A 25,047-nucleotide genomic window follows, 5' to 3' on the forward strand; every position below is an offset into this window, starting at 1 on the left:
CGTGGGGCCCGCGCGGCCCGAGCGCAGTACCCTCCTGTCGAACAGACGCGCGCCAACGCCTAAAGAAGCGATTCAACTATTTCGGCGGTAGCCGAATATAGATGAATCACGCAGGCGCGCGGACAACGAACTTCGCGCAAACATTCGTCGCCCGCCCGCTTAAAGGGCATATTCTGCCGGTTGGCACTCGGCCAATCCGGCAAGAATTGCCGCGGGCGACGACAAGTGCGGCGGAGCGAAAGCGGAGCCGCAGTGAGGCGGACACGGGGCGGAGAATTGGGCTTTGCTTTGGGCTGCGACTGTTCTTCAGGCGCGAGAACCGGCTACGGTTTTCGCGCCGCGCTGGGCCGAGCATGAGGCTTGGATTTGGGCGGTGAGTTGGGCTGTACTCTTGGCCAAGCTTTGAGCCGAGAGCGAAATAGCTAAGTCCCCGTGCCAACGGTCGGCCCGCAGCCCCCGGATGCGGAGGGCCGAAATACTCCGCTCCCGCTCCGTTTTCGTTCTCCGCTGGCTGCGGCCGAAAATGACCTCGACAACTTATGCGACCCTTTAGGGTCGCGCGGGCCGAAGCCTCCGACCGCGGAGGCCCGCAACTGACGTTGCTATGGGCTCCGCAGGCTTCGTCCGCTTGAACGAAAGATGAGCAGGCCGAAACCGAAAGAATGTAATATAAGCGAACGGTAGTTTGGTCTGAACTCCCGGATCTCCGCCCCACTGAAACAATGACCCATTATTCGCTAAAACTTTCGAATTCAGCCAAGAGCACAGCCCGCCGATACAATCTCCAACAGTTCCGCCCCAAGCCCGGCCCAGTCTTTCCTGTCGGGTCCATTCGCAGCAGTCCGCCGCTCCACTCCTCAAAAAAATCGCTATCTTTACCCTGTCAAACTATTTCGATGTCACCCACCCCCATACACAGAGACCCCCGCTGCGCCGTCGTCGGATACGGCAGCTGGGCCACAGCCATCGTCAAGATACTCCTCGAAAACGGGAACGACGTCCGGTGGCACGTGCGCAACCCGGAAGTCGCAGAACACCTCCGCAAGCACGGGAACAACCCTAAATACCTCAGCCAAATACACTTCCGCAGCGACAGACTCGCCATCAGCGACGACGTCGCTGCCGTCGTGCGGGAAGCGGACGTTATTATCTTCGCCGTGCCCTCCGCCTTTCTGGAACTCACCGTCGCGCCGCTCGCACCGGACGCCCTGAAAGGAAAATTCATCGTCTCGGCCATCAAAGGGATCGTGCCCGACGGCTACCTGACCGTCGCCGAGTGGTTCAACCAGCGATACGGCGTGCCCTTCGACCGCATCGGGATCGTCACCGGGCCGTGCCACGCCGAAGAGGTCGCCCTCGAACGCTTGTCCTACCTGACGATGGTCTGCAAAGAGCCGGAGGTGGCGGAGCGGCTCGGAGAGAAATTCGCCTGCGAGCATATCCGCGTCTCCACCTCAACCGACATCTACGGCGCCGAGTACGCGGCGGTGCTCAAGAACATCTACGCCATCGCGGTGGGAACCGCCCACGGACTGGGCTACGGAGACAACTTTCTGGCCGTGCTGATCTCGAACGCGGCGATGGAGATGGAACGCTTCCTCGGCGGGACTTTCGCCGCCGAACGGGACATCTGCCGGTCGGCCTACCTGGGCGACCTGCTCGTCACCTGCTACTCGCAGTTCAGCCGCAACCGGACGTTCGGCGTAATGATCGGCAAGGGATACTCGGTGCGGGCGGCCCAGATGGAGATGAACATGGTGGCCGAGGGGTATTATGCGGCGGACTGCATCCACCGGCTGCGGTCGCGATTCGGCATCGAGATGCCGATCGCCGAGGCGGTGTACGGGATTCTCTACGAGGGGCGCAGGCCGGGAACGGAGCTGGGCGGAATTTTGGATCAACTCATATAATACACATACCAGGATGAAAAGTGTAAACGTACGCATCGACAAGATTTTCGAACCGGCCTCGACGGTGACCGCTGCGGACATCGCGGCTCTGCGGCCGGAGATCGAACAGGGCAACGCCCTGCTGCACAGCGGCCAGGGAAAGGGGAACGACTTTCTGGGGTGGGTGAACCTGCCGTCATCGATCACCCCTGCGCAACTCGATGAGATTCAGGAGGCAGCGAATGTACTGCGGAACGAAGCCGACCTGATCATCGCGATCGGGATCGGGGGCTCCTATCTGGGGGCCAAGGCGGTGCTGGAGGCGTTGAGCGGCTCGTTCGACAGCCTCGCGACCCCTAAGAAAGGAGTGAATCCGCGTGTGCTCTTCGCCGGACAGAACATCAGCGAGGACTACACGTGGGAGCTGATGGAGGCGACCAAAAATTACGACATCGCGGCGATCGTCATCTCGAAATCGGGAACGACCACCGAACCGGCGATCGCCTTCCGGATTATCCGCGACGAAATCGAACGGCGGTACGGCAAGGAGCATGCGGCGCGGCGCATCGTGGCCGTGACCGACGAATCGAAGGGGGCGCTGCGCAAGCTGGCGGATACGGAGGGGTATCGCACCTTCGTGATTCCGGACAACGTGGGGGGACGGTTCTCGGTGCTGACGCCGGTGGGATTGCTGCCATTAGCGGTGGCGGGGGTCGATGTGCGCGGACTGGTGGCGGGGGCTGCGGAGATGGAGCAACTGACGGTCGAGGCGTCGTTCGACGAAAATCCGGCGATGCAGTATGCGGCGGCGCGGACGGCTCTGTATCGGGCCGGAAAGAAGATCGAAATCCTCGCTTCGTACGAACCGAAACTGCAAAACATCGGCGAGTGGTGGAAACAGCTCTACGGCGAGAGCGAGGGGAAAGAGGGCAAGGGGATCTTCCCGGCCTCGGTGACCCTGACGGCGGACTTGCACTCGATGGGGCAGTATATCCAGCAGGGCGAGCGGACGATGTTCGAAACTGTGATCCGGGTGGCGGAACCGGCGCACACGTTCCGGATCGAAGCCGACAAGGAGAACCTGGACGGGCTGAACTTCCTGGCGGGCAAACGCATCGGCGAGGTGAACGGGATGGCGATCCTCGGGACGATGCTGGCCCATGTGGACGGCGGGGTGCCCAATATCGTCGTCGAGCTGCCGCGCATCGACGCCCGCACGATCGGGGCGCTGCTCTATATGTTCGAAAAGGCGTGCGGGATCAGCGGCTATGCACTGGGCGTCAATCCGTTCGACCAGCCGGGGGTAGAGGCCTACAAGAAGAACATGTTCGCCTTGCTCGGCAAGCCGGGCTACGAAGCCGAGGGAGAAACACTCCGGAAGCGGCTGTAACCGCCGCCGCTCTTTTGCGACCATGGAGCGCCCGGCCACGAACCAAGGTTCGTGGCCGGGCGCTCCATGTATGAACACACCCCCGCACAATTCTCCGACACCGAAATCCGTTCGGAATATGTTATCTTTGTACCGACCAAAACACACGACCGCCATGGCAGGATTCATAGGATTCGGGCGCAAGCCCCGTCAGTTCGAATACAAACCCCGCTACTGGGATCCGGAAGCCGAAGAGCGAGAAACGCGGCGGCGGATGATCCTCGGCGACGACTACGCCGAGGGAGAGTACCGGCCGGGGATGTACATCCGCGAGCGGCGTCTGCTGCGGATGCAGGAGCAGGAGCGCGAACGGGCGCAGCGGCAGAAACGCAACTCGATCCGCACGGTGCTCTTTCTGGCCGGAGCGGTGGCGGTGCTCTACCTGATGTTCAACTACCTCGGACGGGCGATGTAGCCTCTTCCCCGCTGATTCCACACTTCATTTAATGCAATAACCCGTGTCGAACGACCTGATACAGATACTTCCCCACACCGTCGCGAACCAGATCGCGGCCGGCGAGGTGGTGCAACGTCCCGCCTCGATGGTCAAAGAGCTGATGGAGAACGCGGTGGATGCCGGAGCTCATGCCGTGAGCGTCGTCGTGCGCGACGGCGGCAAGAGCCTCGTGCAGGTGATCGACGACGGATGCGGGATGGCGACCGGCGATGCGGTGGTCTGCTTCGCGCGCCATGCGACATCGAAGATTCGGGAGTCGGAAGACCTCTTCGCTTTGCGAACATTCGGTTTTCGCGGCGAGGCACTCGCCTCGATCGCCTCGGTGGCCGAGGTCGAGCTTCGGACGAGGCGCGAGGAGGACGAGGTGGGGACGCTGGTCACCATTGCGGGAGGGACGGAGGCCGACGCGCGCACCGAAAGCGTCAGCTGCCCGAAAGGGACGCAGATCACGGTGCGCAACCTCTTCTTCAACACCCCGGCGCGGCGGAAGTTTCTCAAAGCCAATCCGACGGAGACCAAGCAGGTCATCACCGAGTTCCAGCGCGTGGCGCTGTGCCATCCGGAGATGGCTTTCACCTTAGTGGCGGACGACAAGACGCTGTTCAGCCTGGCGCCGGGCGGGCTGCGGCAGCGCATCGCGGCGGTCGTGGGACGCAAGACGGGAGACAAACTCTTGGATGTGGAGGTCGATACTCCGATCGTGCGGATCGGCGGCTACATCGGGCTCCCGGCGACGGCCAAAAAGAGCGGCGGCGAACAGTTCTTCTTCGTGAACGGGCGCTATTTCCGCAGCTCGTACCTGCAAAAGGCGGTGGTGAACGGATACAACAAACTGCTGCCGTACGGCTACACGCCGTCATATTACATCTATATCGAGGTCGACCCGTCGCGCATCGACGTGAACATCCACCCGCAGAAGACCGAAATCAAGTTCGAGGAGGAGCAGGCGTTGTGGCAGATGCTCGCTTCGGCGGTGGGGCGGAGCTTGGGGCGGCACAACATCGTGCCGATGCTCGACTTCGACAACCCGACGCCGATCGACATTCCGGTTTACAACCCGTCGCCGCGACGAGATGCGGACGGGAGCGGTTCGGGCATCGGAAGCGGGAGGCGCATGCCGCCTCCGCCGCCGGCAGCGACTCGCGATGACTACAACCCGTTCCGCAGCTACGACCGCAAGGAGTGGGACACGCCGGCTACGACCGATTTCGGAATGGGGGGCAGGTCGGGGAGCGCGCGGGCGGCTTTCGAGGATCCGGAACAGGCGCCGTTTACGGAGATGATTCCGCCCGACCTGCTGATTCCGGACTTCGGCGGAAGCAACGGCGGGAGTGAGGCGAACGGCAACGATACATTGCAAGGGACTTTGCCGCTGGAAACGACGACCGAGGTTTTCGTCGACGATGAAACGATTCGTTCTGCGGCGAACGGCATGCCGGACGACACGACGGCCCGGGCATTGGTGTTCGGGACGGGGAAATATATCGCTACGGCAACGGCGGACGGGCTGGTGATCATCGATCGGGCGCGGGCGCGGATGCGGATTTTGTACGAGGAGTTTTTGCAGCGGATGGAGAACGACTTTTCGGTGGTGGGCCAGCGGGATCTCTTTCCGGAACGGATCGAACTGGCGGCGGCCGACCACTTTCTGCTGATCGAACACACGGCGGAGCTGGCGGCGATGGGGTTCGACATCCGGGATATGGGAGGGACGACGGTGGTGGTCTACGGGCTGCCGGTCGAGATGGGCGAGAGCGCGGCTCCGGCACAGGCGGTGGAAGAGCTGCTCCGGCAGATCAAGGAGGAGGGGGTCTCGCTGCGGGACAACCACCGCGAACGGCTGGCCGAGGCGATGGCCCGGAGCTGTTGCGCTCCGCTCTTCGCTGCGGGCGGGGCGGGTTCTGTGACGACGATGGAGGCGGAGGCGTTGATACGCAAACTGTTCAGCTGCGACGAACCTAACTATACGCCGGACGGGCGACCGGTGATGAGCGTCGTTTCGGCGCTGGAGGCGGAGAAACGGCTGAAACGCTGATACGCGTCGAACAACAGGGTTAGAGGCGACCTGTGGAAATGCGTAAGCATTTCCCGTCCACACACCACAGGGTGTATTGTTAGGGTGCTCTCTGCCTTACTCAGTGGGGTCCGCTTGGCCGACGCGTTCGTGTCATGGCGCGTGGCCGTTATTACTTCCCAGTTGCTCGTGCGCCCCGCCTCAAGAAGCGATTCAACTATTTCGGCGATAGCCGAATATAGATGAATCGCGCAGGCGCGCGGACAAAGAACGGGGGTAGAGGCGGCCAGTGGAAATGCGCGAGCATTTCCCGTCCACGGGACGTGGGGCCCGCGCGGCCCGAGCGCAGTACCCTCCTGTTGGCGAAGACGCGCGCCCCGCCTAAAGAAGCGATTCAACTATTTCGGCGTGAGCCGAATATAGATGAATCGCGCAAGGCGCGCGAAAAAGCGGCGGAGCGACAGCGGAGCCGCAGTGAGGCGAACACGGGGCGGAGAACTGGGCTCTGCTTTGGTTGGTGCTTTTTCGACCTTTAGGTCGCCGTCCTCGGCGAGAGCGACGCATTAGCGGCGCGAGGGGGGCGCGCCGAGGACGAACCCGACAGAAAAATGCTGTGCTTTTGCGGTTCGTAGAACCGCCGGGCTTGCGCGTTGGGCTTTCAGCCCACTCGGGGACGCGCAGCCCGAAACCGAAAGACAGGGCGGTGCTTTAGGATGAGTTTTGGGCTGAGAGTAGCGTGATTCGCAGAATCACCGGCCTTGTCGCCCAGCGGCGAAGCCGCTCGGGGGAGTGGGCGACAGGCCGAACCCAAGAGATTTGGGTGATGAATTGGGCTGAGCATTTGCGGCTCGCAGAGTCGCGCGGGCCGGAGCCATCCCCGGCGTAGGGCCGCAACTCGTGATCCTCGTTGCGCCCCCGCTGGCTCCGGACGCCAAAGTCAAATTAAAATAAGGTTGAGACTACCCGTTGTTTGGGGTAGCCTCAACCAAAATAACCCGCCGCCTCAACCCCAAAATCAAGGCCGCCTGCTTTTGAGTACCGCGTGACACCGCCCCCGGCGGAAGCAAGAAGCCACACAAACCTCAACAAGCAAGACCCTCGAAATACACGAACCGACCTCGAAGCACAAGAAAACGAATGAACAACAGCAACATCTTCGGCCCACGCGCCGGGTCGCCCCGCAGCAGCGTGGTGATGAACCTCATCATCCTGACCGTCATCGTCTTCGTCGCGCAGATCGCCCTGCCCGAAGGAGTCGGAGGCGAACGCATGATCGACCTCTTCGGACTCCACTTCTGGAAATCCACCGAATTCCACCTCTGGCAACCCCTCACCTACCTCTTTCTCCACGGAGGTTTCGACCACCTGTTCTTCAACATGTTCGCCCTCTGGATGTTCGGCCGCGTGCTCGAATACGACATGGGGTCGGGACGATTCCTCGCCTACTACCTGATCTGCGGCGTGGGAGCCGGGCTGTGCAACCTGGCGGTAAACTGGTTCGAATACAACCACTTCCTCGGACTCGGCTATGCCGAAACCATGCCCGCACAATTGCAAGCCTGGGCCGACAACATCGTCACCATCGGCGCATCGGGAGCCGTGTTCGGCGTGCTCCTCGCCTTCGGCATGTTCCATCCCAACGACCGGATCATGCTCCTCATCCCCCCGATTCCGATGAAAGCCAAGTGGTTCGTCGTCGCATACGGCGTGCTGGAGCTCTTCCTCGGCGTGACGCAAAAGGGATCCAACATCGCCCACTTCGCACACGTCGGCGGGATGCTCTTCGGGTTCATTCTGCTCCGGATATGGAAACGAACCGGCAAAATTTACTACTAACCCTTTCCTCTCCCCCTCTTACTCCTCCGCCCCGATGAGCGCCAACCGTTACAACGCCGGAAGCAATTACTACTACCTCGACCAGAGCCAGCCGAGACGATGGTGGCACACGCTGCTGCACCTGCTGCTCGTGCTGGTCACCGTCCTGTTCGCCGGCGCGCTCGTCATGGCCTACCTCAGCACCGGAATCAGTCCGGAACGGAGCTGGATTTTCGCCTTTTTCGGACTCGGCGCCCCGTTCCTCTTCTTCGGCAACTTCGTCCTGCTGCTCGTATGGATTCTCCGCTGGAGATGGTGGGCTCTGGTGTCAGCCATCACGCTGCTGCTCGGTCTCGGACACCTCGGCACCCTCGTCCGCTTCGACTTCCGCAAGGAGTACCCCGCCGAAAACACGACCGCGGCCGCACGGCGAACGGCTAAAAAAGAGCCCGCGCGACTCTCGATCCTCACCTATAACACCCACGGCTTCGTCTACGAACAGAGTCGACACGACGGATATCGGCGTATGGTGGACAGCGTGGCCGCTTACGTGCAACGCATGCAGCCCGACGTCATCTGCTTTCAGGAGTACGAGACGATGAACCGCGGCGACGTGCGGCTGATCGACAGCCTTTACCGCGACTGGCCGTACCGGGCCTATCACTTCGTTTCGGGCGGCGCCGAGGAGGTGGGATACGGCGTGGCGATCTTCAGCCGGCTGCCGATCCTCAAGGCGAGCGGCACCCTGTTCGAAGGCTCGCGGAACACTATGCTCCAGGCAGATCTGCTCGCCGGGCGCGACACCCTGCGACTCTTCAACAACCACCTCCAATCGACCCAGGTCGACGAATGGAGCCGCGATCGGGTCGAACGGCTCGACGTGCGGGGCGACAAGGAGAGCAAACACTTCGTCCGCAGCCTCGCCGGGCGGCTGCGCGACAACTACCGCCGGCGGGCCGTACAGGTCGACACCATCTCGCGGATGATCGAAGCGTCGCCCTATCCGGCCATCGTCACGGGCGACTTCAACGACACGCCGGTCTCGTACACCTACCACAAAATGCGCGGCAAGTTGGACGACACGTTCGTCAATGCCGGCAGCGGATTCGCATACACCTACAACCGACTCTTCTCGATGCTCCGGATCGACTACGTCTTCCACGCTCCGGAGTTCGAAACGCTCGAATACCGCTCCGACGCGCTGCCGTGGTCGGATCACAATCCGGTATTCGTCCGGATCGGCTTATCGCCGGCCGACGGCGCGGCCAAAGAAAAACGGAAATAACTTTTCACTTCTAATCAGCACATGACGGAACAGACTGCAATCCAATCGCTTATCGAAGCAGCATGGACGGATCGGACTTTGTTGGACCGACCGGAAACGAAACAGGCCATTCGGGAGGTCATCGACCGGTTGGACAAAGGCACCCTGCGCTGTGCCGAACCGACGGGGAGCGGCGGGGCGTGGCGGGTGAACGAATGGGTCAAAAAAGCGGTGATTCTCTACTTCCCGATCCAGAAGATGCGCCGGATGAGCAGCGGCGACATCGAATTCTTCGACAAGATGGAGACGAAGCAGGATTTCGAATCGCTCGGGGTTCGGGTCGTGCCGAACGGAGTGGCCCGCTACGGGTCTTACCTGGCGCCGGGGGTGATTATGATGCCGTCGTATGTGAATATCGGAGCCTATGTCGATTCGGGGACAATGGTCGACACGTGGGCGACGGTGGGGTCGTGCGCGCAGATCGGCAAGGGGGTGCACTTGTCGGGCGGAGTGGGAATCGGCGGGGTGCTGGAGCCGGTACAGGCCGCTCCGGTAATCGTCGAGGATCACTGTTTCATCGGCTCGCGGTGCATCCTGGTCGAGGGGGCGCACATCGGCGCCGAGGCGGTCTTGGGGGCGAACGTGGTCATCACCGGATCGACGAAGATTATCGACGTGACGGGCGAGAAGCCGGTGGAATACAAGGGACATGTGCCTCCGCGGTCGGTGGTGATTCCGGGTTCTTACACGCGGCACTATCCGGCGGGCGAGTATCAGGTGCCGTGCGCGCTGATTATCGGTCAGCGCAAGGCTTCGACGGATCGCAAGACGTCGCTGAACGAGGCGCTACGGGACTTCGGCGTCTCGGCGTAGCACGCGCGGTTGGTCGGAGTAGATCCGATTAGAGTAGAGGCTGCCGGTTGTTTAGGGTAGTTCCAGCCCATTGCCCACCGCGGGCACGCGGCGTTTATTCCGAGAGGCAACGCAACTGACGACCGTAAGCCCGACTGTTCGCCCCGCTGTCCGTGAATTCGACCATGCTGAAATGTAAATACATGCCGTAAATTTCGCGGATCGTGCTCGTCCAGCAGTATCCCGAATTGCCGGCGACGCCGATTGCTCCTTCCGAACGACCACGGAAGCCCGGGGCGGGGTCTTTATTATTTTCCGATACTGACAGCCGCCCGACTTTAATTCGAAAACATCGAGTTCTGTTCGCGCGCCTAGGGAAATCTTGTCAAAACGTGCCAGCACATTTTGACAAGATTTCCCTCTTAAGGCGTGGCACGCGGTGTCGCTCGGCACCCGAAAGCTGGCCGTATCTACCTTAACAAGATAGAACTGCGCTCGGGCCGCGCGGGCCCCACGTCCCGTGGACGGGCGAAACTTCGTTTCGCTGCGGCCGCCTCTACCCCAATTCTTTGTCCACACACCTTAGGCTCCGCAGGACTCAGGCAGCGGCCACACACCGTAGAGGCTGCCTCGGCCCCCCTTCCCTTTCCGCTCCTTTTCACCCCATAGGCATACGAGAAAGGCCGTTTTGTGCTATATTTGCTCTCGAACCCATTTCAAAAATCGGCACCTCCCATGAAACATCATGCCCTACTTTCCCTCTTCCTGTTCGGAACAGCCACCCTGCTGACCGCCTGCGGCCCGCGAGACGCCTCGAAATGGCTCAACCAAACGCCCGAGCGCTGCCGGCAACCGCTCGTCGAGAACTGGTCGTTCCGCGAAACGGACTCCACGGCCACCGAAACGGCATGGCTGCCGGCGACCGTGCCCGGCACCGTGCACACCGACCTCCTCCACCTCGGGCGGATTCCCGAACCGTTTGCCGGAACGACCGAAGCCGACCTGCAATGGATCGGCGAACGCAGCTGGGAGTACCGGACGGCATTCACCCCGTCGGCAAGTATCGCGGCACAGGCTAATCAGGAGCTGGTTTTCAAGGGTATCGACACCTATGCCGACATCTACCTCAACGACTCGCTGGTGCTGGGCGGGACGGACAACATGTTCGTCGAATGGCGCATTCCGGTGAACGGTCTGCTCCGGGCGGATACCGTCAACACCCTGCGCATCGTCTTCCACCCGGCTTACGCCACGGCCTTGCCGGAGGCGACGGCCTATCCCGTGAAGCTGCCCAACGACAACGACAAGGGCGAGTGGAAAACCAGCGTCTTCACGCGCAAAGCGCCGTACCAGTTCGGCTGGGACTGGGGGCCGAGGTATCTGACGATGGGCGTCTGGCGGCCGGTCTATCTGGATGCCTGGTCGGAGGCGGCGATCGACCGCATCCAATTCGTCCGCGAGAGCTGGCAGGACTCGTTGCGGGGCGCTTTCACGGCGCGGGTGACCTTGCGCGGCGGGAATACCACTGAAAAAGAACACCGTAAGACACCGGTGCGGGTGATCGTGGCCGACTCCGCCGCCACGCACGTCTACGGCCAGGCCGACGTGATGCTGGGTGCTTTCGGGGAGGCGGAAACGACGGTCGAGATCCCGTTCGCCATCGTCCATCCGAAGCTCTGGTGGCCGAACGGCATGGGCGAGCCCAACCTCTACACCGTGCGGACATTCGTGACGGACAAAGAGGGCAACCTGCTGGATCGGGACACGCAACGGATCGGCGTGCGAAAAATCGAGCTGGTGCAGGAGCCGGACAGCGTGGGCGAGGGGGCAAGTTTCCAATTTTACGTGAACGGCATTCCGTGTTTTATCAAAGGGGCGAACTACATTCCGCAGGACGTCTTTCCGTCGCGGGTCGACACGGCCCGCTACCGGGCGATCGTCGATGCGGCGGCGGAGTCGCACATGAATATGCTCCGCGTCTGGGGCGGGGGGATCTATGAAGAGGATCTCTTCTTCGACCTGTGCGACGAACGGGGGATGATGGTGTGGGAGGACTTCATGTTCGCCTGCTCGTTCTACCCGTGGGACACGGCTTTCCTCGACAACGTGCGGCGCGAGGCGGTCTACAACGTGCGGCGTTTGAGGAACCACCCGTCGCTGGCCATCTGGTGCGGGAACAACGAGATCGACGAGGCTTGGAACCATTGGGGATACCAAACGGTCTACGGATGGGATTCGACGGAACAGGCGCAGATCAAGCACGGTATCGACACCTTGTTCCGGGGAGTGCTGGCCGACGTGGTGGCGACGGAGGACGAGGGGCGGCCGTACCATCCGAGCTCGCCGATGTACGGACGCGGCAATCCGCTGAGCCGGATCAAAGGAGATGTGCACTACTGGGGCGTTTTCCACGACGAGGAGCCTTTCTCGGTCTACAAGGATAAACCGGGCCGGTTCAGCAACGAATACGGCTTCGTCTCGCTGGCCTGCTACGACACCTACCGGGAGTATTTCGCGCCGGAAGAGATGCGGCTCTACTCGCCGGCGATGATCGCCCACCAGAAGAGTCCGAAAGCATATCGGCTGTTGGAAGAGTACATGGCGCGCGACCTGCCGCTGCTGAAGGACGATTTCCGGACGTATGTCTATCTCTCCCAGCTACTTCAGGCCGAGGGGATGAAGATCGCGATGGAGGGACACCGCATCAAACGGCCGTTCAACCAAGGGACGATCTACTGGCAGCTGAACGACTGCTATCCGGCTGTTTCGTGGAGCTCGATGGACAGCCGCTACCGCTGGAAGGCGTTGCAATACTATGCCCGGCGGAGTTTCGTGCCGACGCTGCTGGCTTTCGAGCGGGTGGACTCGACGCAGACGGCGGTGCTGTGGGCGGTGACGGATCGGCTCCGGGCGCAGGAGGGAACGGTTTCGCTGCGGCTGATGAACTTTACGGGCCAGACGCTGTGGGATTCGACGCTGCGGGCGGACGTGGCGGCCAATTCGAACCGGGAGCTGCTGCGGGCTCAGGACACGGAGCTGCTGCGGGGGCTCTCGACGGAGGGAAAAAATGTCTGTCTGGTGGCCGATGGGGTGATCGGCGGGGATACGCTGCGGTCGATCTACTGGTTCGTGCCGTTCAAGGATTTGGCGTTGCCGGCGGCGGACTATACGGTTTCCTATAAACAGACGGGGCCGAGGCGGGTCGAAGCGACGTTGCGGGCGAATACGCTGCTGAAATCGGTCGTGTTCGACGCGGCGGCAAGACAGGATAATGCGTCGGATGCCTATTTCGACCTGCTGCCGGGCGAGGAGCGGGTGATCGAGCTGAATTTCACAGAAGAGATTCCGACGTCGGAGGGGATCGAGGGGCTGGGAATCACGGTGCGGACGCTGAACGACTTGGCGGGACGTCGGTCGGAGCGACCAGTGCGGGAGAATGTGAAGTAGTTTTTTATCGGGACGGCGGCGGCCTGCCCCGGGCTTCCGCCCGCGAGATACGGGCGGGACGAGCAGCGTCGGCGAGGGCGGTTTCGTCTATTCGTCATCGACAAGCGGTATCGACGTGGCGTACTCGAATTTCCACTCGATCAGCCTCAATCCCGGATATACGGGCAGTCGTGCTTACGGTCTTCTGTTGCGGTGCCTCTCGGAATAAACGGGCAGGAGAGCTTTCGACGGAACCGATTGGGGACTTAGAACCCGGGCTTGGGCACGCTTTCATGCTAATCTGGTGGTTCTACGAACTGCACGGGCCGGACACCCGGGAGGTACAGCAACTCTCGACGCGTAAGCGGCATGGCAGGCCCAGGCTGAAGTAGTTCGCCGCCAGCAGTGAGCGCAACGAGTTCCGACGAGTTGCAGAAGCCCGGCCCAAAGAACAACCAAGAGCTCGCCCCAAATCTTTCAAGTTCGGCCTGTCGCCCATCCCCCCGAGCGGCAAAGCCGCTGGGCGACGAGGCCGGCGGTTCGAAGAACCGCACTATTCGTTCTTGGTTTAGGCGGGTCGAAGCCTGCGGGTGCACTCAACGAACATCGCGAGTTGAGGGTCTCCGCCGCCGGAGGCCCGGCGACTCTACGAGTCGCAAAAGCACAACAGCCAGTTTGCCCCAATTCTGTCGGGTTCGGGCTGCGGCGTCCGGCCCGGGCATCAAAGATGCCCCGCCGCAGGCCCGTGCGGTTCTACGAACCGCAAAAGCACGCCTATTGAACTACGCCATTCTTGGAAGTTCGTCCTCGGGCGCATCCCCCGGCGCCCGCCTATGGCGTTCGCTGCGCTCCGAGGACGGCGACCTAAAGGTCGCACAAGCACCGCCCACAGCCAGCCAAAATCAAAGCCCTAAAGCACTGCCCTGTGTCTGCCTCACTGCGGCTCCGCTTTCGCTCCGCCGCAGTCCCGCCCCATAAACAAAACATACAAAAGCCCGCGCCACTCTCGGAATCGAGAGGGACGCGGGCCTGTCGTATCCGACCGGACACCTGTTGCCCGATCAACTAACTCTCCTCGGCCGGAACGACCGTGTGCAGGTAACGCAAATAACTGTGATAACAGATACCGAACTGCGGATAGACAAACCGACGCCATACCCACTTGTAACAACGGTCGTGCCGCTCCGGTTCGTAATGTTGCGCCGTCAGCTCCTGCAAAGCCCGAGCGCGCTTGTAGTATCCTTTTTTATTATAAGCCATAACGATTCGATATAAAATTCAGAAATAAATCATACAAAAAATCCGACCTCACCGAAAGAGGCAATCGAGCCTACAAAACCACGAACTTGTCGTCCCGGACGATCTCGATTCCGCGCGCCGCCAACAACTGACGCACCATCTTATCCCGACAACCGTACAACTCCGCGAAATCGCACGAAAGGCGCACATAAGCCTCCGGAAGCAAGGCCGCCAGCTCCGCCCGGGCAGCCGTCGTCAGCGGCCGACCGCCTTTGAGCGGTTTGGCCGCGCCGCTCTTGAGCGCCAACGTTCCGCTATCGAGCTCCAACCGCCCCTCCGAAAACTGATCGAGATTCGCCCGACCGAACTGATTGATAATTCGTTCCGCATCGGCCATCACGGCTTCGTACTCCGCTTTGGCACTCTTCGCCGTGCGATAGAGCGCAATGGCCTGTTCGGCATCCTGCCGAGTGACTGTAGATTGCATCATGTGTGGTTGTTTTAATGATTCTGTACCCTCCGAACGTTCGACCCAAGTGTGCTCGTCGATCCGTTCGTACCTAATTTTCAAGCCTTTCCGACTCTCCTTGACCCGATTCAAAACGGTCACTGCCCGAGCGCGGTGCTCGCGCATGTCTTCGTATTTTCGACTCATCGTTTTTCATCGGATCGGGATACGACAAAATGTTCGGTCGGTTTCATTCGCCGACACATCTCTTCGGCCCTCGGAAGCGGCTTTCCGCACTCGCACCCGAATAGGAATTTCCATAATTTCTTCATGGATAGCTGGTTTTAAAAATGTTTATAATATCGGATTCCGGAATCGTTCTACAAGGCAAAGATAATACATTTTGTAAACATACAAGACATCGACCATACTTTTATTCGAAGAGTTTTCACTATTTCAACAATACACTAATAATCAACTATAAACATCAAAATTACACACCTTTTCTACAGATAAACCGCCGCAATCCCGCCCACTTCAATCAGGTAGATAATAATAAAAAATGTACGACCAACAACATCCCGCCCCGGACTACCGCCATCGGGATGCGGGCTCGCTGTACTACGTCGGCACCAACGGTTACAGCTGGGCTTCTGCGGTCAACGGTAGCAGCGGCATGTACTTGAGTTTCCACATAACAGGACTTTATACCAGCCGCACAGACAGTCGCGGCTACGGTCTGCAGTTGCGTTGCCTCTCGGAATAAACGGGGGACAAAACGCCGCCACCACGCACCTGCACCCAATAAAAAAACGTCCGGCGAGGAGAATCTCCTCGCCGGACGCAAACCGACGACACAGAAAGCCTAAAACTTGTCGTCCATAAGCTCGAAATAGGCCCGCGGATGGTCGCAAATCGGACATTTTTCCGGCGCCTCCTTGCCCTTGTGCACGTAACCGCACTTCCGACAACGCCAGGACTGGGGCGTATCTTTCTTGAACATCTCGCCCGCTTCGAGCGTCTTCAGGAGTTTGCGATACCGCGCTTCGTGATCCTTTTCGACCGCCGTTATCAGACGGAATTTAACCGCGATTTCAGGAAAACCCTCCTCTTCGGCAATCCGGGCGAACTCCGGATAGAGCACATGCCCTTCGTCGTGTTCTCCGTCGGCCGCTTCGGCCAGGTTTTCGGCCGTCGTGCCGATCACCCCCGCCGGATAAGAGGCCGTGATTTCGACCATCCCGCCCTGCAACAATTCGAAATAGACCTTTCCGTGCTGCTGTTCGTTGGCCGCCGTCTCGTCGAAGAACTTGGCGATCACCTCGTACCCCTCTTTCCGCGCCTTTTTGGCGAACATCGTGTAACGCGCCCAAGCCTGCGATTCACCGGCAAAAGCTTTCAGCAGATTCTGTTCGGTACGTGTACCGTGGATACTCTTTTTTCCCATAATAGATCGGATTTAAAGTTTCGTTAAACACCCTATTGAACTTACAAAAAATATACCATTCCGAATTATCATCTGACCGAAAACGGAAAAATCACCTGTTTTTTGAACGGAACCCGCCGAATCGCTATCTTTAACCCTACGGATCGCTCCGGCGACCGCATACTCAACCCGCAAAAAAAACGCACAAACATGAACGATACCACACCCAATCCGCTGTTGAGCGAATGGACGACTCCTTACGGCGTTCCGCCGTTCGACCGGATCCGCATCGAAGACTACCGACCGGCTGTCGAACGCCTCATTGCGGAGAGCCGGGAGGCGATCGACCGGATCGCCACCCGGCCCGAGGAGCCGACCTTCGCCAACACCATCGAAGCCCTCGAATTCGCCCAACAGCCGCTGGAGCGGGCCATGACCCTCTTCTACAACCTCAACAGCGCCGAAACCGACGACGCCATGCAGGCCCTGGCGCTGGAACTTTCGCCGATGCTCACCGACTTCAGCAACGACGTGATGCTCGATCCCCGGCTGTTCGACCGGGTGAAAAGGGTTTACGAAGCCGCGGCGGACGATGAGTTCGAGGGACTCTCGGCCGAGCAGCGGATGTTGCTGGAAGAGAGCTACCGCGGCTTCGTCCGCTCAGGAGCCAACCTCGACACGGAACGCCAGACCGAATACCGGGCCGTGACCAACGAGCTGGCCCGGCTGACGCTGCGTTTCGAGCAGAATCTGCTGGCTGCGACCAATGCCTTTCGGCTCCACCTGACCGAGCCGGACGAGCTCGCAGGGCTGCCGGAGGCGGTACGCGACGCGGCTGCGGCCGAGGCGAAGGCGGCGGGACTGAGCGGCTGGCTCTTCACGCTCCACGCGCCGAGCTACATTCCGTTCCTGACCTACTCCGAGCGGCGCGACCTGCGCGAGAAGCTCTACCGGGCCTACAACAGCCGGGCCTACGGCGGCGAACAGGACAACAGCCGGATCATCGTCCGGATCGCCGACCTGCGCCTCCAGTTAGCCAATCTGTTAGGATACAGAACCTACGCGGACTACGCTCTCGAAAACCGGATGGCGGGGAGCGCCGAACGGGTGAACGGCCTGTTAGACGAGCTGTTGGAGCGGGCCAAACCGCATGCCGAACGGGAGGTGGCGACAATCCGCGCCTACGCGGCGAGCCGGGGTTTCGACGGGACGCTGATGCCGTGGGACTGGGCCTATTACACCGAAAAATACAAGGCGGCGACCTACGATTTCGACGACGAGGCGACCCGCCCCTATTTCCGGCTGGAGCGGGTGCAGGAGGCGATGTTCCTGCTCGCCGGACGGCTCTACGGGCTCTCGTTCAAGGAGAACAAGGAGATTCCGATCTACCATCCCGACGTCCGGGCTTTCGAAGTCTACGACGGCTCGGGAGGCGACGACCGGCCCATGGCCATCCTCTATATCGACTACTTCCCACGGCCGGGCAAGCAGGGGGGCGCGTGGATGACGTCGTATCGGCAGGCGTATCGCGACCCGGAGACGGGTGAGGCGGTGATTCCGATCGTCTCGCTGGTGTGCAACTTCACGAAGCCGACCGAAAAACGGCCTTCACTGCTGAGTTTCAGCGAGGCGACGACCATTTTCCATGAGTTCGGACATGGACTGCACGGGATATTGGGCCGGGGAAGCTATCCGAGTCTGACGGGGACGAACGTGCGGCGCGACTTCGTGGAGCTGCCGTCGCAGATACTGGAAAACTGGGTGGCCGAGCGGGAGTTTCTCGACCTCTGGGCGGCGCACTACGAGACGGGCGAAAAGATGCCGCCGGAGCTGATCGACCGGATCGAGGCGGCACGGCGCTATCTGGCGGCCTATGCCTGCGTGCGGCAGGTGCAGTTCGGCCTGTGCGACATGGCTTGGCACTCGATCGCGGAGCCGCTGGACGAAGGGTGCGACGTGGCGGCGTTCGAACGCCGGGCGACGGAACGGACGCAGGTGATGCCGCGGGTTGAGGGGAGCTGTTTCTCGACGAGTTTCGGTCACATCTTCGGCGGGGGCTATGCGGCGGGGTACTACAGCTACAAGTGGGCGGAGGTGCTGGAGGCGGACGCTTTCGCGCGGTTCCGCGAGCGGGGCATCTTCGACCCGGCAACGGCGCAGGCGTTCCGGTCGTGCATCCTGACGCCGGGCGGCAGCGAACATCCGATGATGCTCTACGTCCGCTTTGCGGGCCACGAGCCGACGGTGGGGCCTCTGTTGGAGAAGATGGGCATCGGCGACGGGGCTAAGGGCCGATAAACGACGCCTGAAATAAGACGGGGGCTCGCAGTCGATTATACTGCGAGCCCCCGTTGTCTCTATCCCTCCGAACGCATCTACCGCCGTTCATCCCCGCCAGCAGCCGGTTTCGGCCCCCCCGTCCCCTCCAACGCCTGCACGCTCCGGAGCAGGGTCTTGTCCTGCGGCAGGATATAGTAGTAGAAAGCGTTCTCGTTCAAAGCCGTATTCCGCCCGATATAGGCCTTGATCTGGGCCGTAATCATCGGTTTGGAGAGGCTCATCTCGGTCTCCGTAGGCCGCACTCCCTGCCGATCGGCATAGGCGACGAAGTCGTAAAAGAGGTTCTTGTCGGCGAAAAAGCGATCCAGCTCGGCCAGCGTCTCGATGGCGTTGATCTCCTTGCGATACCGATCCGTCATCTGCGAAGCGTAGCGGAAAATCAGGTTTTTCTGGAACAGTTTCGAAAAATACGGCGTAATGAAAGTCGTGTCGATCGGCACGAAGAGGTCGGGCATAATCCCGCCGCCGCCATAAACGACCTTGCCGCCCGGCGTGACGAACCGCAGCGAGTCGTCCTGCCGGATGCTGTCGGCGGTCATCATCTCGTTGTGTTCGAAACGGCGCATCACTTCGGCATGGTACTCCGCATCGTTCCCCGGGGTGTACGGTTTCTGGATCGATCGCCCCACCGGGGTATAGTACCGCGCGATGGTGAGCCGCATGGCCGATCCGTCGCCCGGGAACGAGATCTGTTCCTGCACCAGCCCCTTGCCGAACGACCGGCGCCCGACAATCACCCCGCGGTCGTTGTCCTGAATGGCTCCGGCGACGATTTCGCTGGCCGAGGCCGAATTCTCGTCGATCACCACCGCCAGCTCCATGTCCAAAAACCGGCCGTTTCCGTCGGCAAACTGGTCGGCACGGCGCGAGGCATGCCCCTCGGTATAGACGATCCGCTGGCCGCCCGGCAGAAACTCGTTGATGATATAGATCGCCTGATCGAGGTATCCGCCGCCGTTCTCGCGCAGGTCGAGGATGACTTTCCGAGCCCCCTGCTCGCGCAGACGATTCAACGCCGCGGTCACTTCGGTATGGGTCGAAGCGGCGAAATGGCCGAAGCGGACGTAACCGATCTCGGGATATCCCGGCACGATGAAAGCGGCTTCGAGGCTCTTCACCGGAACGGCGCCGCGGGTGACCGTAATCGGCAGCAGCTCCTTGCCCGGCGCCCGCAGAATGCCCAGCCGAACGGTCGAGCCGCGTTTGCCGCGCAACAGGCCGACGACCTTGTTCTGATCCATCTTGACGCCGGCAATCAGGCTGTCGTTCACCGTGATGATACGGTCGCCGGCCACGATGCCCGCCGCCGAGCTCGGCCCGCCGGAGATCACGTTCGTGATCTGCACCGTGTCGGACAACATATTGAACATCACGCCGATCCCGTCGAACGTTCCGGTCAGCGGTTCGTTGGTCGAGGCGAACTCCTCGGCGGGAATATAGACGGAGTGCGGATCGAGCTCCTGCAAGAGAATCGGCACGGCCAGCTCGGCCAGCGAGTCGCGGCTGATAGGGTCTACATACCGGTTTTCGATCTGGGTCAGGGCCCATCCGAGTTTGTCTCCTTCCCGGACAGTGCGGTAGGTGTCGCGCAGGGCCGAACGTTCGAGCATCACGCCCAAAGCGGCGCCGACGAGCAGGACGGCCAAAAGAATCAGGGTGAGGCGGACGGTGGTTCTATAATTACTCATGATGTGCGGTACGAAACAAAAGATGTGCCGCCCGGCGGGAAAGGCACGAAATCGGCCCAAATATAGTAATTTTACGCGGAATTATTTTTAGCAGCAAGGGGCTATGGTCAAGGTTTCGGTGATAACGGTAGTTTGGAATGGGGCGGCGGAGCTGGAAAAGACGCTGTCGAATCTGACGGCGCTGGACCGTTCGGCGGCGGAGCTGGAGTTGGTGGTGATCGACGGGGGTTCGACGGACGGCACGCGGGAGGTGATGGAGCGGTTCGGCGACCGGATCGCCTACGGGGTGAGCGAGCCGGACGAGGGTCTGTACGATGCGATGAACAAGGGAATCCGGGCGGCGACGGGCGACTATCTGTGGTTCGTGAACGCGGGGGATACGGTATGGGAGCGGGATGCGCTGACGCGGATTTTCGGAGCGGGGCTGCCGGCCGGGGCGGATATCTACTACGGCGAGACGCTGGTGACGGACGAGGCGGGCAGGCCGCTGGGGCTGCGCAAGAAGCCGTTGCCGCACAGGGGGCTGACGTGGCGGTCGCTGGAGCGGGGAATGGTGGTGTGCCACCAGTCGTTCCTCGTGCGCCGGGCGATCGCGCCGCTGTACGACACGGAGCGATACCGGCTGGCGGCGGATATCGAGTGGGTGATCGCCTGTCTGAAACGGGCGCGGTCGGTGGTGGATGTGGGTTTCGTCGTGAGCTGTTTCGCGCCGGGCGGTCTCTCGACGCGCCGCCGCCGGGCGAGCCTCCGGGAGCGGTGGCGGATCATGCGGGAACATTACGGTCTGTTCCGAACGCTCGGAGCGCATGTCGGATTCGCCTGGAGCGCTCTTTGGGACAAACTGTTGCGCCGCCCGGAGTTTCGGGAGTGGAAAAAATAACGAAAATACGATTAAAGCTGACACGGCCAGCCTTCGAGTGCCGAGCGGCACCCGCCCCGGGCTTCCGCGATCCGGGCGCTCACAAGCAGCCCGGCAATGCGGTCTATATCGGTCTCTACGGCTACAGCTGGTCTTCCGCCACGAGCGGCATCTCGGGTGTGGATTTGAATTTCAACATGACGATTCTCGACCCCGGCCTTACGAACGATCGAGCCTACGGTTTTCAGTTGCGTTGCCTCTCGGAATAAACGGGGCCGCGTGCCCGCGGTGGGTAATGGGCTGGAACTACCCCAAGCAATCGCCAGCCTCTACCCTATTTTGAGTTGAATCCTGCGGTTCGATGAACCGCGCGGGCCGGACGCCGCCCCCTCGGGAGGCCCGCAAACTCACAATGTTCGTTGCGTCCCGCCCGGGCATCCGACCCACTAAAGTAAAGTGCGCAAAGCACAAAGAAAAGAGAGAAAGCTCGACAGCCCCCACTCCCCGCCGTCTATTTCTTATACTTCAGCCGCGACTTCGTGATGGTGCTCTCCTGAACCGGTTTGTGCGGTTTCGACGCAATATTGAACTGCAAACCGAACCCCACCGACTGATAAATCTGCAAGTAATCCCACGGTTTCGGCCGCCGACCCGCATCCAGCTTCTCCTGCGCATCCGGCGTGGTGATCTGGTCGTTGTAGATCATGCTCACGAAAGCGCTGGCCGAAATCACGTTCGTAATCTTGAAATTCAGCGTATTTTCCCACGTCGCCGAAGGCACGTTCGAGTAGTTCCAGAACGACTCCAACTTCGTAATGTATTCGATCTTCTCCTTGGCGAACTTCGTATTGAAGTTCACCCGCAGCTGGGCACCGATCTCGGCTTTGAACCTCGGATTCTCCTTGTTCGGGTCGATCCCGAATCCCCCCTTGCGCGCCAGCGAGTCGTTGAGGACGAAGATCATCTTCCCCGCCACCGGAGACAGCAGGATATTCAGTTTCTTGCTCGGCGGCTCGTAGGTGAAACCGACCGAAACCTCCACCGTTCCCGGCGCCATAAAGGTCGATTTCCAGACCTTCGGTTTGTCCTTCGGGTAGTCGTAACTCTTCGTGAACTGCGATTTCCAGATCAACGCCCCCGAAAGTTTCCACCGTTCGGAAATATTCCAGCTCGGTGTGGTCGAAAAGTTGAAATAATCGGCATTTTTGCGCGTCTGACCCGTGGCGCGCATAATCCCGAACTTGGCGTCGAATACCGTCTTGATGCTGAAGACCGGCGCAACATAATTGTGTTCGGCATTGAGCGAGGCCAGTCCCGAATAGGAGTCGTCCCCCCCTTTCTGCCAGTTATTGAAGCTCACCTGCGAAATGTCGAGCCGGGGAGCGATTTTGTAGCTGTTGCGTTGTTTGGAGCGCAGTTTGCGGAGGTATTTGTCGTAGGCCTCGCTGTAGAGTTCGAACTTCATGTCGGTGGTAGGCTTCGGCACACGGATCGTGTCGGGAGCCACCGGCGCGAGCGGCACGGCCTGTTTCTTCGGATTGAACTGAGCCCGGGCCACGCTGCCGGTTCCGAACAGAATCAGGCAGGCGAGAAGAGTTTTTCGGTACGAAATATGTAGTTTTGTTCTCATAAGATCGTAGTGGCGAAGCGGACGGACATCGAATCGTCGCAGGCCGCTATTTCCGCCTGCGAATTTACAAAAATAAAACCAGAGCCTGACTATGAAATATTTCGGAGCCCACGTCAGCGCGGCCGGCGGAGTGGAGAACGCCCCGTTGAATGCTCGCCGGATCGGCGCCGGCGCTTTCGCGCTGTTCACAAAAAATCAACGCCAGTGGGTGGCTCCCGCCCTGACGGCGGCACAAATCGAGGCTTTCCGGGCCAATTGCGAGGCGGGAGGGTATCGGCCGTTTCAGATTCTGCCGCACGACAGCTATCTGATCAACCTCGGGAATCCGGACGACCAGGCGATTCTGAAGTCGCAGGCGGCTTTTACGGACGAGATGAAGCGGTGCGAGGCGCTGGGCCTCGACCGGCTCAATTTCCACCCGGGCAGTTCGCTGGGGGCGATCAGCGATGAGGAGTGTCTCGACCGGATCGCGGCGTCGATCGACCGGGCGCTGGCCGAAACGAAAGGGGTGACGGCGGTGATCGAGAACACGGCGGGGCAGGGTTCGAATCTCGGCTGGCGGTTCGAGCACCTGGCGCACATCATCGAAAAAGTGGCGGACAAGAGTCGGGTGGGGGTTTGCATCGACACGTGCCATGCTTATTCGGCGGGGTACGACCTGAGTTCGGAGGAGGCGTGCGAGCGGACTTTCGCGGAGTTTGATCGGGTGGTCGGCTTCGATTACCTGCGGGGCATGCACCTGAACGACGACCTGAAGGCTTTCGGCAGCCGGGTAGACCGCCATGCTTCGTTGGGCGAGGGGACGTTGGGATGGCCGGTGTTCCGGTACATCGCGCGGGATCGACGGTTCGACGACATGCCGCTGATTCTGGAGACGCCGGATGAGAGTCGCTGGCCGGAAGAGATCGCGCAATTGTATACATTGGCGGAGGGCCACTAAGTATCTCTGTGAACGGCGGCGTTGAGGTGGCTGAGACGCTCGGTTGCTCGAGGCAGAGGGTGGCATGGAAATGCCTTGTGGACGTGCCCCGGGCTTCCGCGATCCGGGACATCATGGACAATTCGGGAATGCCATATATATCGGCAACTTCGGCTATAGCTGGTCTTCCGCTGTCAGCGATAATAACAGTGTGTATTTGAACTTCAATGCGACAGGGATCGATTCCTGTCACGCAGACAGCCGCGGTCACGGTTTTCAGTTGCGTTGCCTCTCGGAATAAACGGAAGAGGTGTGCCTATGGGGACAATTTAGGGTAAAGTCGGCTTAGGGCAGAGACGACCAGCTTTCGAGTGCCGAGCGACACCGCCCCGGGCTACCGCGAAAGACTCAGCGGCGCTTTAGCACACGTCGGGGGAAATGGATACAGTTGGTCTGGTACAACCTGCCGGATCAACAGTTTGTCGCTAAATTTCTATGTCACTTATCTCGACCTCGGCAGAGAGGATGGTCGTGCTCACGCTCTTCAGTTGCGTTGCCTCTCGGAATAAACGGGGACGAGAGGCCCGCGGTGGGCAATGGACTGGAGCTACCCTAAATACTTAGAGACCTCTACCCTCTACTTTAATTTGACTTTGCGGCCGGACACCGGGGAGGCCCGCGCGACCCGTTGGGTCGCAGAAGCACCGCACAATTTTCTGAACTTCGGCCTGTCGCCCACTCCCCCGAGGCGCTCCGCGCCTGGGCGACAAGGCCGGCGGTTCGAAAGAACCGCGCTATTCGCTCTCATCCGAGAGTAAAGCCCTAAGCCCTGCCACCAACCTCGCCCTAATTCTGTCGGGTTCGGGCTGCGGCGTCCGGCCCGGGCATCAAAGATGCCCCGCCGCAAGCCCGGCGGCTCTGCGAGCCGCAGAAGCCCAGCCAAAAGCAAAGCCCAAAGCACGACCAAAGGTTCAGCCCCATTCTGTTGGTTTCGGGTTGCGCGCTCCGGGGGTGGGCCGAAGGCCCAGCGCGCGCAGGCCCGGCGGTTCGAAGAACAGCAAAGGCACGACCAACAGCTCGGCCCAGCGCAGCACGAAAACCGTTTCCGGTTTTCGTGCCCGAAGAACAATCGCAACCCAAAGCTCGCCCCAGTTCTCCGCCCCGTGTCAGCCTCACTGCGGCTCCGCTGTCGCTCCGCCGCGTTTCCGCGCGCCTTGCGCGATTCATTCTCTTTCGGCTAACCGCCGAAATAGTTGAATCGCTTCTTTAGGCGGGGCGCGCGGCTGTCCTACAAGGAGGGTACTGCGCTCGGGCCGCGCGGGCCCCACGTCCCGTGGACGGGCGAAACTGCG

At 60.7% G+C, this 25,047-nt stretch carries 20 protein-coding genes; 15 read left to right on the forward strand and 5 right to left on the reverse strand.

All coding sequences use genetic code 11. The annotated features are described in order from the left end of the window. The first annotated feature begins 896 nt into the window (after positions 1–896). The 8 genes from Q9S52_RS06440 (at position 897) to Q9S52_RS06475 (ending at position 13,167) form a co-directional block, all read left to right on the forward strand. A complete protein-coding gene (locus Q9S52_RS06440; RefSeq protein WP_304708543.1) occupies positions 897–1,910 on the forward strand; it encodes an NAD(P)H-dependent glycerol-3-phosphate dehydrogenase in 1,014 nt (337 codons plus the stop codon). 13 nt (positions 1,911–1,923) lie between these two features. Further along, positions 1,924–3,279 (forward strand): glucose-6-phosphate isomerase, encoded by a 1,356-nt coding sequence (locus Q9S52_RS06445; RefSeq protein ID WP_304708545.1) that lies wholly within the window; start codon positions 1,924–1,926, stop codon positions 3,277–3,279. Positions 3,280–3,433: 154 nt separating this feature from the next. After that, positions 3,434–3,733 (forward strand): hypothetical protein, encoded by a 300-nt coding sequence (locus tag Q9S52_RS06450; RefSeq protein WP_297628617.1) that lies wholly within the window; start codon positions 3,434–3,436, stop codon positions 3,731–3,733. A gap of 43 nt (positions 3,734–3,776) precedes the next feature. Then, positions 3,777–5,810, forward strand: a complete 2,034-nt coding sequence (mutL, locus tag Q9S52_RS06455; protein ID WP_304708546.1) for a DNA mismatch repair endonuclease MutL — start codon at positions 3,777–3,779, stop codon at positions 5,808–5,810. 1,248 nt (positions 5,811–7,058) lie between these two features. Then, positions 7,059–7,625 (forward strand): rhomboid family intramembrane serine protease, encoded by a 567-nt coding sequence (locus Q9S52_RS06460; RefSeq protein WP_370648996.1) that lies wholly within the window; start codon positions 7,059–7,061, stop codon positions 7,623–7,625. A gap of 34 nt (positions 7,626–7,659) precedes the next feature. After that, positions 7,660–8,889 carry an endonuclease/exonuclease/phosphatase family protein gene (locus tag Q9S52_RS06465; protein ID WP_297624303.1) on the forward strand — a complete coding sequence of 410 codons (1,230 nt, stop codon included), beginning with the start codon at positions 7,660–7,662 and terminating at the stop codon, positions 8,887–8,889. A gap of 21 nt (positions 8,890–8,910) precedes the next feature. Beyond that, complete coding sequence (locus Q9S52_RS06470; protein ID WP_300727297.1) at positions 8,911–9,741, forward strand: 2,3,4,5-tetrahydropyridine-2,6-dicarboxylate N-succinyltransferase; 831 nt, start codon at positions 8,911–8,913, stop codon at positions 9,739–9,741. A 714-nt stretch (positions 9,742–10,455) separates the two neighbouring features. Continuing rightward, the gene (locus tag Q9S52_RS06475; protein ID WP_304708548.1) at positions 10,456–13,167 is read left to right on the forward strand and encodes a glycoside hydrolase family 2 protein; all 2,712 of its coding nucleotides are present in this window, start codon (positions 10,456–10,458) and stop codon (positions 13,165–13,167) included. 1,044 nt (positions 13,168–14,211) lie between these two features. On the opposite strand, the gene Q9S52_RS06480 is transcribed toward Q9S52_RS06475, so the two are convergent. Both Q9S52_RS06480 and Q9S52_RS06485 read right to left on the reverse strand, forming a co-directional pair. Next, positions 14,212–14,406, reverse strand: coding sequence for a hypothetical protein (locus Q9S52_RS06480; protein WP_294597851.1), 195 nt, complete (start codon positions 14,404–14,406; stop codon positions 14,212–14,214). Between the two features lie 70 nt (positions 14,407–14,476). Beyond that, positions 14,477–15,040 carry a hypothetical protein gene (locus Q9S52_RS06485; protein WP_300828331.1) on the reverse strand — a complete coding sequence of 188 codons (564 nt, stop codon included), beginning with the start codon at positions 15,038–15,040 and terminating at the stop codon, positions 14,477–14,479. 355 nt (positions 15,041–15,395) lie between these two features. Between Q9S52_RS06485 and Q9S52_RS06490 the strand changes: the two genes are divergently transcribed. Next, positions 15,396–15,599, forward strand: a complete 204-nt coding sequence (locus Q9S52_RS06490) for a hypothetical protein (RefSeq protein WP_300828332.1) — start codon at positions 15,396–15,398, stop codon at positions 15,597–15,599. A 99-nt stretch (positions 15,600–15,698) separates the two neighbouring features. On the opposite strand, the gene rbr is transcribed toward Q9S52_RS06490, so the two are convergent. Then, positions 15,699–16,280: a rubrerythrin gene (gene rbr / locus Q9S52_RS06495; protein WP_297624321.1), complete on the reverse strand. Its 582-nt coding sequence runs from the start codon at positions 16,278–16,280 to the stop codon at positions 15,699–15,701. A gap of 189 nt (positions 16,281–16,469) precedes the next feature. Between rbr and Q9S52_RS06500 the strand changes: the two genes are divergently transcribed. After that, on the forward strand, positions 16,470–18,557 hold the full coding sequence (locus Q9S52_RS06500) for a M3 family metallopeptidase (RefSeq protein ID WP_304708549.1): 2,088 nt from the start codon (positions 16,470–16,472) through the stop codon (positions 18,555–18,557). 77 nt (positions 18,558–18,634) lie between these two features. Here Q9S52_RS06500 and Q9S52_RS06505 read toward each other — a convergent pair whose 3' ends face one another. After that, positions 18,635–20,287, reverse strand: a complete 1,653-nt coding sequence (locus Q9S52_RS06505; protein ID WP_304708550.1) for a S41 family peptidase — start codon at positions 20,285–20,287, stop codon at positions 18,635–18,637. Positions 20,288–20,405: 118 nt separating this feature from the next. On the opposite strand from Q9S52_RS06505, the gene Q9S52_RS06510 reads away from it, so the two are divergent. Together Q9S52_RS06510 and Q9S52_RS06515 are read left to right on the forward strand one after the other, a co-directional pair. After that, on the forward strand, positions 20,406–21,167 hold the full coding sequence (locus tag Q9S52_RS06510) for a glycosyltransferase family 2 protein (RefSeq protein WP_304708551.1): 762 nt from the start codon (positions 20,406–20,408) through the stop codon (positions 21,165–21,167). Further along, complete coding sequence (locus tag Q9S52_RS06515) at positions 21,155–21,415, forward strand: hypothetical protein (protein WP_304708552.1); 261 nt, start codon at positions 21,155–21,157, stop codon at positions 21,413–21,415. Before Q9S52_RS06510 ends, Q9S52_RS06515 begins: the two co-directional genes overlap by 13 nt. A gap of 242 nt (positions 21,416–21,657) precedes the next feature. Here Q9S52_RS06515 and Q9S52_RS06520 read toward each other — a convergent pair whose 3' ends face one another. Next, positions 21,658–22,776: a DUF3078 domain-containing protein gene (locus Q9S52_RS06520; RefSeq protein ID WP_300828336.1), complete on the reverse strand. Its 1,119-nt coding sequence runs from the start codon at positions 22,774–22,776 to the stop codon at positions 21,658–21,660. Positions 22,777–22,867: 91 nt separating this feature from the next. Here Q9S52_RS06520 and nfo point away from each other — a divergent pair, with 91 nt between their 5' ends. The 3 genes from nfo to Q9S52_RS06535 all read left to right on the forward strand — a co-directional run bounded on the left by nfo (position 22,868) and on the right by Q9S52_RS06535 (position 24,264). Beyond that, positions 22,868–23,716 (forward strand): deoxyribonuclease IV, encoded by an 849-nt coding sequence (gene nfo, locus Q9S52_RS06525; RefSeq protein WP_304708553.1) that lies wholly within the window; start codon positions 22,868–22,870, stop codon positions 23,714–23,716. A gap of 64 nt (positions 23,717–23,780) precedes the next feature. Then, entirely contained in the window at positions 23,781–23,996 is a 216-nt protein-coding gene (locus Q9S52_RS06530) for a hypothetical protein (RefSeq protein WP_304708554.1), read from the forward strand. A gap of 70 nt (positions 23,997–24,066) precedes the next feature. Continuing rightward, entirely contained in the window at positions 24,067–24,264 is a 198-nt protein-coding gene (locus tag Q9S52_RS06535) for a hypothetical protein (RefSeq protein WP_304708555.1), read from the forward strand. Positions 24,265–25,047: the final 783 nt, after the last annotated feature.

The organism is uncultured Rikenella sp., assembly GCF_948810725.1.
In the GTDB taxonomy this organism is placed as follows: Bacteria; Bacteroidota; Bacteroidia; order Bacteroidales; family Rikenellaceae; genus Rikenella.